Source organism: Streptomyces sp. NPDC088910 (assembly GCF_044749865.1).
Lineage (GTDB): Bacteria > Actinomycetota > Actinomycetes > Streptomycetales > Streptomycetaceae > Actinacidiphila.
In genome coordinates this window covers 446,069-459,772 of record NZ_JBIVIV010000001.1, presented here as the reverse complement: position 1 = coordinate 459,772, position 13,704 = coordinate 446,069, and the positions used below count along the sequence as shown (strand labels likewise).

Genomic DNA, 13,704 nt, shown 5'->3' with positions numbered 1-13,704 from the left:
GCTGCGGCGACTTGTCCGCAGGGGAGTTTCCCGGCGAAGCCGGGACAAGCGGAACTCCGGGGTTCCGCCGCACCGCGACGGTCCCTTACAGTCCATCCGCCATGAACTACTGCCACACGTGCCGACGACACCTCAACGGCGCCTTCTCCTGCCCCGGATGCGGCGCGATCGCGGACCGGTCGGGGCTGCCCGACGAGGCCGACACGGCGCAACTGCCGCCGGTCACCGAGGAGGCCGCCGCAGCGGACGGCGCCGGCCCGGCGCCGTCCGTGAGCGCGGCGACACCGATGGCCCCCGTCGAGGGCTCCCTCGTGGACGACCTCCTCAGGGACTCGGGCCTCGGCCCGGACGCGGGCCCCGCCGCCGTCCCGGCAGCCCCCGTCCCGACCGCCGCCGAGCCCGAGCCCGGCGGCGCGGGCACGGGTACCGGCAGTGCCGTCGCAGTCGGCCCCGGCGTCGGCGAGGACCCGGACACGGACCCCGGCACGGCGGGCGACGACAGCGCGTACGGCGGGACGTACACCGCCCCGTACGCCGACCCGTACGTCCCCGCGTACGGCGAAGCCCCGCGACGGGACGCCCCCACTGCCCTGGCCGACAGCCTGCTCGGAGCCGGTGGCGGCGGCTACCGCGAGGACCACGACCTGCGCGGGACCGCCAGGCGCCGCCGCGGCCGTCACCAGCGGGCGGCGATCCTCGGCGTCGGCGCGGTCGCGGTCGTCGGCTCGCTGACGATGTTCGGCGTCGCGGCCTTCTCCGGCGGCTCGCCGAGCCCGTCCACCGATCCCGGCCCCGGCGTCTCCGCGGTCTCCCCCTCGCCCGACGCGCCCCGGCCGTCCACCGGCGCGAGCGGCACCCCCGGCGTCCCGAAGGGTGGCGGCCGGACCAGCGGCAGCGCGTCGCCCTCGGCATCCGACAAGGCGTCCGGCTCGCCGTCGGCTTCGGCCTCGCGTTCCGAGAGCGCGCCCGCGTCCAGCCCGGCGGGGAAGCCCTCGCGCACCGCGAGCGCGTCGCCGTCGAGGACGACCGCCGCGCCGCCGACCACGACCGCGCCGCCGTCCTCGCCCGCGACACCGTCGCCGACGTGCACGCATGTGCTCTGGTGGTGCCAGTAGGGTCCCCGCGGGGACGGATCAGCGGGCCTCAGCCGTCGCCCTCGCCCGGCTCGCGGCCCGCGCCCGGGGTGTCACCGAGGCTGTGGTCGCGGTGCGCGCCGTCCGCCGGGTCGTCGCCCAGCATCTGCCGCAACAGGTCGCGCAGCATGGTGCGTTCCTGTTCGGAGAGCCCGGCGAGCGGTTCACGGGCGAAGTCCAGGGAGTCGCGGAGTTTGTCGGCGACGGCGTGGCCCTCGGCGGTGGCCGCGGCCAGCTTGATCCGGCGGTCGGCCGGGTCGGTACGGCGCTCGGCCAGCCCCCTGACCTCCAGCCGGTCGATGATGCCGGTCACATTGGACGGCTCGCACTTCAGCCAGCGGGCGATCCGCCGCATGGGCAGCGGCCCCGAATTGAGCAGCGCGAGCACCTTGGCCTGCGCGCCGGTCAGCCGGTGGCGGGCGGCGGCCGACTCGTACTCCTGGTGGTAGCGGGCGGCGACGGTGCCGATCAGGCCGACGACCTCGACGGTCAGGGGATCGCTTCGGCGACGTGTCATGACCAACAGTTTACCCAAATGTTTGACATCATGAAACATCAAGGTCCATGGTTAGTTCAGCACCTGAATCATTTCCATGGTTGATCAGCGGTTGATCAGTGATCGACGCCGACCAGTGGTCGAACCGTCGCCGAAGGAGGACTTCCCCCATGCCGAAGAGCCGTGAATGGCACCTGGTCGCCCGCCCCAAGGGCTGGCCGGTGCCGGAAGACTTCGCGCTGGTCGAGACCGACGTCCCCGAGCCGGGCCCCGGCCAGATCCTGGTCCGCAATCTGCACCTGTCGGTCGACCCGTACATGCGCGGCCGGATGAACGAGGCGAAGTCGTACGCGCCGCCGTACGAGCTGAACCAGCCGATGCACGGCGGCGCAGTCGGCCGGGTCGTGGCCTCGCGGGCCGAGGACTTCGCAGTCGGCGACCATGTGCTGCACGGCCTCGCCTGGCGGGAGTACGCCCTGGTGGACGCCGCGCGCGCCGTCCGGGTCGACCCGGACCAGGCGCCGCTCACCGCGTATCTCGGAGTCCTCGGCATGACCGGGCTCACCGCCTACGCGGGTCTGCTGAGGGTCGCCGAATTCGCGCCGGGCGAGGTCGTCTTCGTCTCGGGCGCGGCGGGCGCCGTCGGCGGCCAGGCCGGGCAGATCGCCCGGCTCAAGGGCGCCTCGCGGGTCATCGGCAGCGCGGGCTCCGCGGAGAAGGTCCGGATGCTGGTGGAGGAGTACGGCTTCGACGCCGCCTTCAACTACAAGGACGGCCCGGTGGCCGGGCAGTTGAAGGCCGCCGCGCCCGACGGCATCGACGTCTACTTCGACAACGTCGGCGGGGAGCACCTGGAGGCCGCGGTCGGCGCGATGCGGGTGCACGGCAGGGCCGCCCTGTGCGGGGCCATCGCGCAGTACAACGCGACGGAGCCGGTGGCGGGGCCGCGCAATCTCGGCCTGATGGTCGGCAGGCGGCTCACCCTGCGCGGCTTCCTCGTCACCGACCACGAGGACCTTCGCCCCGAGTTCGTCCGCGAGGCCGCCGGCTGGCTGCGTGACGGCCGGCTGCGGTACCGCGAGACGGTGGTGGAGGGAATCGAGAACAATCTGGAAGCGTTCTTGGGCGTGCTGCGCGGTGACAACACCGGAAAGATGATCGTCTCTCTTCCGGCGGAGTGACCCGCCGTCCGGCCGCCGACCGACCGGCCGGGCTCGACACCCGGCCGAAAATTCAACAAAATGTTGCAGGCGTGCTCGCGTGCCTTGCGGGCCGCCCGCCCCTCAGGAGGACACTTTCATGAGCATCCAGCCCGTAGACGTCCTGTACACCGCCGTCGCCACCGCGGAGAACGGCCGTGACGGCCGCGTCGCCACCGACGACGGCAAGCTCGACGTCATCGTGAACCCGCCGACCGAGATGGGCGGTGCGGGCAACGGCACCAACCCCGAGCAGCTCTTCGCCGCCGGGTACAGCGCCTGCTTCCAGGGCGCGCTGGGCGTCGTCGCCCGCCAGGCCAAGGCCGACATCAGCGGCTCCCGCGTGACCGCCAAGGTCGGCATCGGCAAAATCGCCTCCGGCGGCTTCGGCCTCACCGTCGAACTGGCCGTCTCCATCCCCAACGTGGACGACGTCACCGCCAAGGACCTGGTGGAGAAGGCGCACCAGGTGTGCCCGTACTCCAACGCCACGCGCGGCAACATCACGGTGGACCTGAGCGTCGTCTGAGTTCTCCGCCGCTCACCCGGTCGGCCCCGGTAAGGACCGCGCTCCCAGGAGCGCGGTCCTTACGGCTGTCCGGCCGTCCCCGGCTCGGACGGCGACGGCTGTCCGGCCGTCCCCGGCTCCGACGGCGGGGCCAGCAGCGCCAGGAAGTCGCGGAAGGCCGCCGACATGTCGACCGCGCCGGGGTCGAGGAGCCACTGCACCTGGAGGCCGTCCATCACCGCCGCCAGCAAGGTGGCCGCCCGCTCGGGGGTGAGGCCGCCCGGCAGCCGGTCGCCGTACTCGGCGCGCAGCGCCTGCGCGCCGCCCTCGCGGACCCGCGCGTAGCGCTCGCGGAAATACTCCTGCGCCGGGTGCCCCTCGGTGACGCTGTCGCCGACCAGCACGGTGAACGCCTGGACGATGCCGGGCCTGGTCGCGTTGTACTCGACCAGTTCCGCCACCACCTCCAGCGGCCACGACCGGCCGTGCAGCGCCGCCGACGCCATGTCCCACTGGTCGCGCGCCTCCAGCACGGACACCAACAGGGCGTCCTTGGTGGGGAAGTAGTGCATCAGCCCCTGCTGGGTCAGCCCCACCCGCTCGGCCACCGCCACCAATGTGGCGCCCCGGTAGCCGCGCTCGGCGATCACCTCCGTCGCGGCCTGGATGATCTCCGCCCGCCGGTCGCCCCGCCGTTCACTCCTGGTTCCCGCCACGCCACCCCGCCCCCTTCCCCTGCCGCTCGGGAGCCTTTGCCGCTCGGGAGCCTACAAGATTACGAAATGGCATCTATCCCTACCGTACGACAGGTAGCGTGGGCGCGGTGGGACGGGAGCGGTACGGGACAGGCGGAAGGGGACGGAAGATGACGGCGATCAGCGGGGCGGCGGCCGGAGCAGGGGACGAGGGCGTACGCGCGGACGCGCGCGGGGACGCGGAGCGCGAGCGGGCGGTCGACGCGGCGCTCGGCAAGCTCGACCTCGACGCCAAGGCGCGGCTGCTGGCGGGCCAGGACATGTGGACGCTGCCCGCGCTGCCGCAGATCGGCCTCGGCTCGCTGGTGATGTCCGACGGCCCGATCGGCGTACGCGGCAAGCGCTGGACGGCGGGCGACCCGTCGACCGCGCTGCCCAGCCCCACCGCGCTCGCCGCGTCCTGGGACCCCGAACTGGCCCGCCGCGCAGGACGGTTGCTCGCCCAGGAGGCGCATCGCAAGGGCGTCCACGTCCTGCTCGCGCCGACCGTCAACCTGCACAGGTCGCCGCTGGGCGGACGGCACTTCGAGGCGTACAGCGAGGACCCGTATCTCACCGGCGCCATCGGCACCGGTTATGTGCGCGGTGTCCAGGACGGCGGAGTCGGCGTCACCGTCAAGCACTTCGTCGGCAACGACGCGGAGACCGAGCGCTTCACCGTCGACAACCGGATCGCGCCCCGGCCGCTGCGCGAGCTGTACCTCGCGCCCTTCGAGGCGATCGTCGCGGGCGCCCGCCCCTGGGGCGTCATGGCCGCCTACAACGCTGTCAACGGCACGACGATGACCGAGCACGACCCGCTGGTCAACGGCGTGCTGCGCGGCGAATGGGGCTTCGACGGCGTCGTCGTCTCCGACTGGCTGGCCGCCCGCGACACCGTCGGCGCGCTCCTGGGCGGCCTCGACATCGCCATGCCGGGACCGGTCACCGTCTACGGCGAGGCGCTGGCCGCCGCCGTACGCGCGGGGGCCGTCGAGGAGGCGGCCGTCGACACCGCCGCCCGCCGGGTCCTGCTGCTCGCCGCCCGCACCGGCCTGCTGGAGGGCGCGCCGCCCGCCGTCGCCGTGGCCGACCGGCCCGCCCCGGCCGACGGCGACGCGCTGGCCCGCGAGATCGCCCGCCGCGGCTTCGTGCTCGTACGCAACGAGGTACGCGGCAACGCGCCCGTGCTGCCGCTCGCGCCGACCCCGCTCGGCGGCGGCATCGCCCTCATCGGCGCCGCCGCCCGCGACCCGCGCGTCCTGGGCGGCGGCTCCGCGCAGGTCTTCCCCGACCACGTCGTCTCGCCGCTCGACGGGCTGCGGGCCGCGCTGCACGCGGGCGTCGCCCTCAGCCACAGCGTCGGCGCCGACCCCACCGAGGAACTGCCCGTCGCCGGACCCGGATTCGCCCTCACCGCCGTCGCCCGCGACGAACACGGAGCCGAGCTGGGCTCGGAGGAGCTGCCCAACGGCCAGCTCCAGTGGCTCGGCGAACTGCCGGAAGGCGTCGCGTACGACGCGCTGCACACCGTCGAGACCCGCGGCTGGTTCACCCCGCGGGTCAGCGGCGCGCACCGCTTCGGCACCCGCGGCACCGGCGGCTTCACCCTGACCGTCGGCGGACACGTGCTGTTCGACGGCGTCGAGGGCAGCGAGCACGAGGACCCGTTCGAGGCGTTCCTCGGCACGCCCGCCGAGCACGGGACCGTCGAACTGGCGGCGGGGGAGCGGGTCGAGATCAGCCTCGTGCACGCCGTGCCCAAGAGCGTCGAACTCCCCATCCTCGCCGTCGGGTTCGCCCTGCTGCACGGCGAACCGGCCCGCGACCCGGAGGAGTTGCTGGCCGAGGCCGTCGAGACCGCGCGGGCCGCGCACACCGCCGTCGTCGTGGTCGCCACCACGGAACGCGTCGAGTCCGAGGGCTTCGACCGGCGCGATCTGCGGCTGCCCGGCCGCCAGGACGAACTCGTCGCCCGCGTCGCCGCCGTCAATCCGCGGACCGTGGTCGTGGTCAACTCCGGCTCCCCGGTGGAGCTTCCGTGGCGCGAGGACGTGGCCGCCGTGCTCCTCGGCTGGTTCCCCGGGCAGGAGGCCGGGGCCGCCCTCGCCGACGTCCTGCTCGGCGTGGAGGAGCCGGGCGGGCGGCTGCCCACGACCTGGCCGGTACGGCTCGCCGACGCGCCCGTCAGCCGGGTCACGCCGCAGGACGGCGTACTCGCCTACGACGAAGGGGTGTTCATCGGGTACCGCGTGTGGGAGCGGCAGGCCGTCGCGCCCGCCTATCCCTTCGGGCACGGGCTCGGGTACACCGACTGGGAGTACGAGTCGCTGGTCGTCGCCGAGAGTTCGGAGCCGGACGTGCTGGTCACCGCGACCGTGCGGGTGCGGAACGCCGGGGCGCGGGCCGGGCGTGAGGTCGTCCAGCTCTACCTCGACGGGGCGTCGTCCGAGGGGGCGACCTCGGACGTCGCGCGGCCCGGGCGGTGGCTGGCCGGATTCGCTTCCGTCGCCGCCGAGGCGGGGGAGGCCGTCGAGGTGACCGTCCGGGTGCCCCGGCGGGCCGCCGAGGTCTGGGACGAGGATGCCGCCGCGTGGCGGCTCGTGCCCGGCGCCTACGCCGTGGTCGCCGGCCGCTCCATCGCCTCGCCCCGCCTCACGGCCCCGCTCTCCGTCCCCGCTCCCTGACCCCGCCCTCCCCCTGCCTTCGGCGGGGGGACCCCCACCCATGCAGGTAGGGATTCGGCTGCCGGCCTCCCTGCGGGGTCCCCCCCCGTCGGCGACCGCGGTCCGTGCGATTCGGGCTACGGCCAACGGCCGCCCCGCGGGGCTCTCGCGTTCGGCGACGGCGGTCCGTGCGGTTCGGGCTACGGCCAACGGCCGCCCCGCAGGGGCCCCCACCGTCGCCGACCGCGGCCCGTGCGATCCGAGATTCGGCGGATGGCCGTCCCGCAGGGATCTCCCGTCCGGCGACGGCGATCCGTGCGGCTCGGGCTACGGCCAACGGCCGCCCCGCAGGGGCTCTCGTTGTTGGCGACTGCGGTCCGTGCGATGCGGGCAGCGGCGCGGATGGCTGCCCGCAGGGGATCTCGCCTTCGGCGACCGCGCGCCGTGCGGTTCGAGTACCGGCCAACGGCAGCCCCGCAGGGGATCTCGCCTTCGGCGAAGGCGAGTTGGGCGCTGCGCGTGGTGGCTGGCGGGCGGGTTGGGCCGAAGGGTGACCCGGCGGCGGGTGCCGCGTCGCGCTTGTATGCCTCTCGGCGGCGGCCGACGTGCTTGTCCTCTAAGCTCCGCGCATGCGGGAGATCTGGGGTGGAGTGCGGCTGCTGTATCTGGGCCAGAAGTGGGCCGCAGGCCACGGGCGGGAGTGGCGGCTGGGGATGGTGCCCGCGCTGATCACGTTGGTCGGGTACGCGGCGGCGCTCGTGGCGCTGCTGGTGTGGACGGACGACATGGTCGCGTGGGCGACGCCCTTCGCGGATCACTGGGCGTCGCCGTGGTCCGGGGCGTTCCGGGGGCTGTTGGACGCGGTCGTGGTCGGGGGCGGGCTGCTGCTGGCGGTGATCTCGTTCACGGCGGTGACGCTGCTGGTCGGGCAGCCGTTCTACGAGACGGTCGCGGCGCGCGTGGACCGGGCCGAGGGCGGGGCGCCCGAGGGGCCCGAGCTGGGGCTGTGGCGGGAGTTGTGGGTCTCGACGGTGGACAGCGTCCGGGTCCTGGTGCGCGTCGCGGCCTTCGGGATCGTGCTGTTCGCGCTCGGCTTCGTGCCGGTCCTCGGGCAGACCGTGGTGCCCGCCGTCGGCTTCTGCGTCTCCGGCTTCTTCCTCACCCTGGAACTCGCCGCGGTCGCGATGCAGCGCCGCGACGTACCGCTGCGCGAACGCATCCGCGTGCTGCGGGCCCGGCTGCCGCTGGTCCTCGGCTTCGGCGTGCCGCTCGTCCTGGCCTTCCTCGTGCCGCTGGTGGCGGTCTTCCTGATGCCCGGCGCCGTCGCGGGCGCGACGCTGCTGGCCAGGGAAGTGCTGCCGCCGGGCGAGCCCGCCGAGGAGGGCCGGCCCGACGACTGAGGGCCATCCCCCCGCACCGTCCCCGGGCCCGCCGCCGAAAAGGCCGGATCCCTCCGTGAAATGACCGGTTCCGCCCCTACGCGGGACTCGCGCCGAAGGCGACTCGGGCCAGAATCCTGGCCAGTTGGGCCTGCCCCCGCTCGTTGGGGTGGAACCAGTCCCAGCGGCTCAGGTCGTCCGTGCCGAACGGGTACGCGAAGACCGCGCCACCGTCGTAGCGGCAGCGCTCGTACTGTCCGCAGACCTGCCCGAGCACCTTGTTGTACGCGATCACGCGGTCCCGTACGGTGTCGCGGCGCTGTTCGGCCGCCGCGCTGTGCGAGTCCGCGTCGCGCAGCATCGAGGGGCACAGGCCGAGCTTCCAGACCTGCTTGCCCAGGACGTTGGTCCGCCCGACCGACCACAGCCGTTTGAGGTCGGGGATGCTGGCCACCAGCACCTGCGTTCCGGGCAGCACGCGGTGCAGATACGACAGCGCGCGGGCGAAGTCGGCCCGGAAGTCGGCGATCGAGGTCATCGCGGCGGCGGTGGCGGTGCACGCGTCGTTCGCGCCGATCAGCACGGTGACCATGGCGGGCCGGTGGGCCGCCGCGGCCTCGGCCTGGGCGGGCAGGTCCGCGACCAGGGCGCCGGACTGGGCGAGATTCCAGCTCCTGGTGGCGGGCACGGTCGCGGCCAGCCGGTGCGTCACGCTGTCGACCTTGTCGCGGTCGCCGGTGGACCACGACACGTCGGGGCAGTCCGACAGCGGCGAACAGGCGTCGAAACCGCGGGTGATGGAGTCACCGAGCGCGGCCACCGACGGCGGACGGACGTTCCAGGGGCGGGTCGGCGAGGGCTTCGGGGACGGGTCGCGCGGCCCCGAAGCGGAATGCGAGGTGTGTGCGGAGGGTTCACCCCGACCGCCGTCGGGCGGAGACCCGCTGACGGTGCATCCGCCCAGGAGAACGGCCCCTACGGCCAGTGCGAGGCCACGGCGCAGCATCGGTCGCATCCGGTGCTCCCCTCCGACGAGTGGGTGACATCTCGTACCAGCACGACGGTACGTGACTCCCTCAAGGACGCCGCACGGTAGCTTTTTCCCTGACACCCGGGCGAAAAGACGGGAGATCGGCGACTGCCGGGCGTCAAACGTAGATTGTTGTCCTGATTGTGGTGAATAGTGCAGAATGTCTAATGTTGCCCCGAGAGCAGCCAGTTCGGGTGTGAGGCCGCTGGGGAAGGCGAACCTCGTCCCACACTGGAGGTACCGGTGACGACACGTGGAGTTCTGTACGTGCACGCCGCACCGCGCGCGCTCTGCCCACACGTCGAATGGGCCGTCGCGGGCGTCCTAGGCGTGCGCGTCACACTGGACTGGATCCGGCAGCCCGCCTCGCCGGGTACCTGGCGCGCCGAATTCTCCTGGCAGGGAGAGCCCGGCACCGCGTCCAAACTGGCGTCCGCGCTGCGCGGCTGGCACCAACTGCGCTTCGAGGTCACGGCGGAGCCCTGCGCGACCGCCGAGGGCGAGCGCTACAGCGCCACCCCCGAGCTGGGCATCTTCCACGCCGTCATCGGCATGCACGGCGACATCCTGATCCCCGAGGACCGGCTGCGCGCCGCGATGCAGCGCGCCCGCATGGGCGAGGCCGACCTGGAGAGCGAGCTGTCCGGGCTGCTCGGCAAGCCCTGGGACGACGAGTTGGAGCCCTTCCGCTACGCGGGCGAGGGCGCCCCCGTCCGCTGGCTCCACCAAGTGGTCTAATCCCGTCGGCGGTACGTCGGCGCCCCGAGCGGGGCCGCGCGGCATAGCCTGCCGGTATGTCCGACACTCTCACCGTCGCGGTCCTCGGCACCGGAATCATGGGCGCCGGGATGGCCCGCAATCTGTCCGCCGCCGGGCACGAGGTCCGTGCCTGGAACCGCACCCGCTCCCGCGCCCAGCCGCTCGAAGCCGACGGCATCCGCGTCACCGACGACCCGGCCGACGCCGTACGCGACGCCGACGCCGTGATCACCATGCTCTTCGACGGGCCCTCCGTCCTGGAGGTGATGCGCGCCGCCGCGCCCGCCCTGCGCGAGGGCGTCGTATGGGTCCAGAGCAGCACCGTTGGGCCCGACGCGCTGGCCGAACTGGGCGCGCTGGCGGCCGAGACCGGGGCGCACTTCCTCGACGCGCCCGTCCTCGGCACCCGGCCGGTCGCCGAAGCCGGGGAGCTGACCGTACTGGCCGCGGGCCCCGCCGCCGCCCGCCCGGTCGCGGAACGGGTCTTCGACGCGGTCGGCCGCACCACCATCTGGCTCGGCGACGACGGTACGGCCGGGGCCGCCAGCAGCCTCAAGCTCGTCCTCAACACCTGGGTGCTGGCCGTCACCCACGGCACCGCCGAAGTCATGGCGCTCGCCAAGGGGCTCGGCGTCGACCGCGACCACATCCTCGAAGCCATCGGGGGCGGCCCCCTCGACCTGCCCTACCTCCGCGCCAAGTCCGCCGTCATCCTCAGCGGCGACTTCGCCCCCAACTTCACCGTGGACGCCGCCGCCAAGGACGCCGGACTCATCCTCGGCGCCGCCGACCGGCACGGCATCCGCCTCGACCTCACCGCCGCCGGGGCCGACCGCTTCCACCGCGCCTCCGCCCAGGGCCACGGCGACGAGGACATGGCCGCCTCGTACTTCGCGAGCTTCCCCGACCCCGACCCCGACCCCGACCTCGACCCCGAAGCGAAGTAGCGCCCCTCTTTTTTTGCCGCCGTCTCGCCTCCGGGCGCTTGGATCCGCCCTGTGGCTCGCCGGCTACCGGTGAACCCCGCCGCGCCAGTGCGCCCGGCGGTCCGACCTCACGCGTGTGCCCCTGCCGGACCGACCGGCAGGGGCACACGCGTCACAGCTCAGCGGGCAGCGCCTCAGCGGTTCCAGGAGCGGAGCGCCAGCACCACGTTGTGGCCGCCGAAGCCGAAGGAGTCGTTGAGGGCGGCGATGGTGCCCTCGGGCAGCGGGCGGGCCTCGGCGCGGACGATGTCGGCGTCGGCCTCCGGGTCCGGGTCGTTGAGGTTGATCGTCGGCGGGGCGATGCGGTGGTACAGCGCGAGAACGGTCGCGACCGTCTCGATACCGCCCGCGCCGCCCAGCAGGTGACCGGTCATGGACTTGGTGGCGGAGATCGCCATGTGGTCCACGTCGTCGCCGAAGACCTGGCGCAGCGCCTTGATCTCCGCGACGTCACCCTGCGGGGTCGAGGTCGCGTGCGCGTTGACGTGCACGATCTCGGCCGGCTTCAGGTCGGAGTTGTGCAGCAGATTGGTCAGCGCGGCGGCGATGCCACGGCCCGAAGGCTCCGGCTGGGTGATGTGGTGCGCGTCGGCCGAGATGCCCTGGCCGACCGCCTCGCAGTACACCCGGGCGCCGCGCGCGGTGGCGTGCTCCTCGGACTCCAGGATGATCACGCCCGCGCCCTCACCGAGGACGAAGCCGTCCCGCCCGGAGTCGTACGGCCGCGACGCGCCCTGCGGGTCGTCGTTGTTCTTGGACATCGCCATCATGTTGCCGAAGGCGACGATGGGCAGCGGGTGGATGGCCGCCTCGGTACCGCCCGCGACGACCACGTCGGCACGGCCGGTGCGGATCATCTCGATGGCGTAACCGATGGCCTCCGCGCCCGAGGCGCAGGCGCTGACCGGGGTGTGCACACCGGCCCGCGCGTTGACCTCGATGCCGACGTTCGCCGACGGGCTGTTCGGCATGAGCATCGGCACGGTGTGCGGGGAGACCTTGCGGACGCCCTGCTCCTTGAGCACGTCGTACTGGCCGAGGAGCGTGGTCACGCCGCCGATGCCGGAGGCGACGACCGTACCGAGCCGGTCGGGGTCGACCGCCGGGTCCTCGCCCGCCTTCGCGGTGAAGCCCGCGTCCGCCCACGCCTCACGGGCCGCGATCAGCGCGAACTGCGCGCTGCGGTCCAGCTTGCGGGCCAGCGGGCGGGGCAGCACCTCACCCGGTTCGACGGCGATCTGCGCGGCGATCCGCACCGGCAGATCCGCCGCCCAGTCCTGGTCGAGCGTGCGGACGCCGGACCGGCCGGCCAGCAACGCCTCCCAGGTCGACGCGCTGTCGCCACCCAGCGGTGTGGTTGCTCCGATACCGGTGACGACCACGGTGCGATTGGTCGGACTCACAGGAATTGTCTCTCCACGTCTAGAAGGGCGGGCGACAGTCGCGTCGTCCCGGTAGGGCTTTCTGGCGGGCGGGGCCCGGTCAGACCTGGGCGGCCAGGATGTAGTCGACGGCGTTGCCGACGGTCTTGAGGTTCTTGACGTCGTCGTCCGGGATCTTCACACCGAACTGCTCCTCGGCCGCCACGACGACCTCGACCATGGACAGCGAGTCGACGTCCAGGTCGTCGGTGAAGGACTTGTCGAGCTGGACGTCCTCCTGCGGGATACCGGCGATCTCGTTGACGATGTCGGCGAGACCGCTGACGATCTCTTCCTTGGTGGCTGCCATTGACGGCGCTCCTTGATGTGTTGCTGGGTGAGCGGCGTGCGGGACTGCGGCGCCGCGAGGGTGTGTGTGACTAAGGGAGAGTAACCACAGTTGCCGCGTAGACCAGACCCGCCCCGAAGCCGATGACCAGCGCGGTGTCGCCGCTCTTGGACTTGCCCGTGGCGAGCAGCCGTTCCATCGCGAGCGGGATCGAGGCGGCCGAGGTGTTGCCCGTGGTCTCCACGTCACGGGCGACCGCGACGTGGTCCGGCAGCTTCAGAGCCTTGATCATCGAGTCGATGATCCGCATGTTCGCCTGGTGCGGGATGAACGCGTCGAGCTGGTCGGCGGTGATCCCGGCGGCGTCCAGCGCCTCCTGGGCGACCTTGGCCATCTCGAACACGGCCCACCGGAAGACCGACTGGCCCTCCTGCGTGATCGCCGGAAAACGGACTTCCCCGGCGGGCGTGTCCCGGTAGACCTCCCAGGAGACGGTCTGCTTGATCGTCTCGGACTTCTCGCCGTCGGAACCCCACACCGTGGGACCTATGGCGGGTACGTCCGAAGGGCCGACGATGACCGCGCCCGCGCCGTCGCCGAACAGGAAGGCCGTGGCACGGTCCTCCTTGTCGGTGAGGTCGCTGAGCCGCTCCACGCCGATCACCAGGACGTGCTTGGCGGTGCCGTCGGTGACCATGCCCTTGGCCAGCGTCAGGCCGTAGGTGAAGCCCGCGCAGCCCGCCGAGATGTCGAAGGCGGGCGGCATGCCCGCGCCGATCCGGTGGGCGATCTCGGTCGCGATGGCGGGGGTCTGCTTGAAGTGCGAGACGGTGGCGACGATCACGCCGTCGATGTCGGACGCGCTGATCCCGGCGTCCGCGATGGCCTTGCCGCCCGCGGCCAGCGACATCTCGGCGACGGTCTCGTCCGGACCCGCCCAGTGCCGGGTGGCGATCCCGGACCGGGACCTGATCCACTCGTCCGTCGAGTCGATGTGCTCCAGAATGACCTCGTTGGGCACCACGCGGGTCGGCCGGTAGCCGCCGACACCGAGGATCCGCGCGTACGGCGCGCCCTTGCTCGGCCTGATCTTCGCTGTCATCT

The 13,704-nt window shown here is 73.0% G+C and carries 13 protein-coding genes; 7 read left to right on the top strand and 6 right to left on the bottom strand.

Annotated elements, in window-relative coordinates; translation table 11 throughout:
* The first annotated feature begins 101 nt into the window (after positions 1–101).
* Entirely contained in the window at positions 102–1,115 is a 1,014-nt protein-coding gene (locus ACIP4Z_RS02000; protein ID WP_401304302.1) for a hypothetical protein, read from the top strand.
* A gap of 28 nt (positions 1,116–1,143) precedes the next feature.
* On the opposite strand, the gene ACIP4Z_RS01995 is transcribed toward ACIP4Z_RS02000, so the two are convergent.
* On the bottom strand, positions 1,144–1,650 hold the full coding sequence (locus tag ACIP4Z_RS01995) for a MarR family winged helix-turn-helix transcriptional regulator (protein ID WP_401304299.1): 507 nt from the start codon (positions 1,648–1,650) through the stop codon (positions 1,144–1,146).
* A 149-nt stretch (positions 1,651–1,799) separates the two neighbouring features.
* On the opposite strand from ACIP4Z_RS01995, the gene ACIP4Z_RS01990 reads away from it, so the two are divergent.
* Both ACIP4Z_RS01990 and ACIP4Z_RS01985 read left to right on the top strand, forming a co-directional pair.
* The gene (locus ACIP4Z_RS01990) at positions 1,800–2,810 is read left to right on the top strand and encodes an NADP-dependent oxidoreductase (protein ID WP_355344771.1); all 1,011 of its coding nucleotides are present in this window, start codon (positions 1,800–1,802) and stop codon (positions 2,808–2,810) included.
* Between the two features lie 118 nt (positions 2,811–2,928).
* Positions 2,929–3,357, top strand: a complete 429-nt coding sequence (locus ACIP4Z_RS01985; protein ID WP_355344774.1) for an organic hydroperoxide resistance protein — start codon at positions 2,929–2,931, stop codon at positions 3,355–3,357.
* A gap of 59 nt (positions 3,358–3,416) precedes the next feature.
* Here the strand turns inward: ACIP4Z_RS01985 and ACIP4Z_RS01980 are convergent, their stop codons facing one another.
* Positions 3,417–4,052 (bottom strand): TetR family transcriptional regulator, encoded by a 636-nt coding sequence (locus ACIP4Z_RS01980; protein WP_391047366.1) that lies wholly within the window; start codon positions 4,050–4,052, stop codon positions 3,417–3,419.
* Between the two features lie 149 nt (positions 4,053–4,201).
* Here ACIP4Z_RS01980 and ACIP4Z_RS01975 point away from each other — a divergent pair, with 149 nt between their 5' ends.
* Positions 4,202–6,757: a beta-glucosidase gene (locus tag ACIP4Z_RS01975; protein ID WP_401304294.1), complete on the top strand. Its 2,556-nt coding sequence runs from the start codon at positions 4,202–4,204 to the stop codon at positions 6,755–6,757.
* Positions 6,758–7,365: 608 nt separating this feature from the next.
* On the top strand, positions 7,366–8,136 hold the full coding sequence (locus ACIP4Z_RS01970; protein WP_355344783.1) for an EI24 domain-containing protein: 771 nt from the start codon (positions 7,366–7,368) through the stop codon (positions 8,134–8,136).
* Between the two features lie 76 nt (positions 8,137–8,212).
* On the opposite strand, the gene ACIP4Z_RS01965 is transcribed toward ACIP4Z_RS01970, so the two are convergent.
* The gene (locus ACIP4Z_RS01965) at positions 8,213–8,935 is read right to left on the bottom strand and encodes an SGNH/GDSL hydrolase family protein (RefSeq protein ID WP_401304291.1); all 723 of its coding nucleotides are present in this window, start codon (positions 8,933–8,935) and stop codon (positions 8,213–8,215) included.
* Between the two features lie 453 nt (positions 8,936–9,388).
* Here ACIP4Z_RS01965 and ACIP4Z_RS01960 point away from each other — a divergent pair, with 453 nt between their 5' ends.
* Entirely contained in the window at positions 9,389–9,883 is a 495-nt protein-coding gene (locus ACIP4Z_RS01960) for a DUF3145 domain-containing protein (protein ID WP_188285125.1), read from the top strand.
* 56 nt (positions 9,884–9,939) lie between these two features.
* Positions 9,940–10,851 (top strand): NAD(P)-dependent oxidoreductase, encoded by a 912-nt coding sequence (locus ACIP4Z_RS01955; RefSeq protein ID WP_401304287.1) that lies wholly within the window; start codon positions 9,940–9,942, stop codon positions 10,849–10,851.
* Positions 10,852–11,024: 173 nt separating this feature from the next.
* Here the strand turns inward: ACIP4Z_RS01955 and fabF are convergent, their stop codons facing one another.
* From fabF to ACIP4Z_RS01940, 3 genes are all read right to left on the bottom strand, one after another.
* Complete coding sequence (gene fabF / locus ACIP4Z_RS01950) at positions 11,025–12,293, bottom strand: beta-ketoacyl-ACP synthase II (RefSeq protein WP_355344792.1); 1,269 nt, start codon at positions 12,291–12,293, stop codon at positions 11,025–11,027.
* Positions 12,294–12,372: 79 nt separating this feature from the next.
* Positions 12,373–12,621 carry an acyl carrier protein gene (locus tag ACIP4Z_RS01945; protein WP_355344795.1) on the bottom strand — a complete coding sequence of 83 codons (249 nt, stop codon included), beginning with the start codon at positions 12,619–12,621 and terminating at the stop codon, positions 12,373–12,375.
* A 70-nt stretch (positions 12,622–12,691) separates the two neighbouring features.
* A complete protein-coding gene (locus tag ACIP4Z_RS01940; protein WP_355344798.1) occupies positions 12,692–13,702 on the bottom strand; it encodes a ketoacyl-ACP synthase III in 1,011 nt (336 codons plus the stop codon).
* Between the last annotated feature and the right edge of the window lie 2 nt (positions 13,703–13,704).

Bases quoted from the DNA above. Each gene is read 5' to 3' on its own strand.
- ACIP4Z_RS01995 (WP_401304299.1), bottom strand. From the start codon at position 1,650: ATGACACGTCGCCGAAGCGATCCCCTGACCGTCGAGGTCGTCGGCCTG.
- ACIP4Z_RS01970 (WP_355344783.1), top strand. From the start codon at position 7,366: ATGCGGGAGATCTGGGGTGGAGTGCGGCTGCTGTATCTGGGCCAGAAG.
- ACIP4Z_RS01945 (WP_355344795.1), bottom strand. From the start codon at position 12,621: ATGGCAGCCACCAAGGAAGAGATCGTCAGCGGTCTCGCCGACATCGTC.
- ACIP4Z_RS02000 (WP_401304302.1), top strand. From the start codon at position 102: ATGAACTACTGCCACACGTGCCGACGACACCTCAACGGCGCCTTCTCC.
- ACIP4Z_RS01975 (WP_401304294.1), top strand. From the start codon at position 4,202: ATGACGGCGATCAGCGGGGCGGCGGCCGGAGCAGGGGACGAGGGCGTA.
- ACIP4Z_RS01990 (WP_355344771.1), top strand. From the start codon at position 1,800: ATGCCGAAGAGCCGTGAATGGCACCTGGTCGCCCGCCCCAAGGGCTGG.
- ACIP4Z_RS01940 (WP_355344798.1), bottom strand. From the start codon at position 13,702: ATGACAGCGAAGATCAGGCCGAGCAAGGGCGCGCCGTACGCGCGGATC.
- ACIP4Z_RS01955 (WP_401304287.1), top strand. From the start codon at position 9,940: ATGTCCGACACTCTCACCGTCGCGGTCCTCGGCACCGGAATCATGGGC.
- ACIP4Z_RS01985 (WP_355344774.1), top strand. From the start codon at position 2,929: ATGAGCATCCAGCCCGTAGACGTCCTGTACACCGCCGTCGCCACCGCG.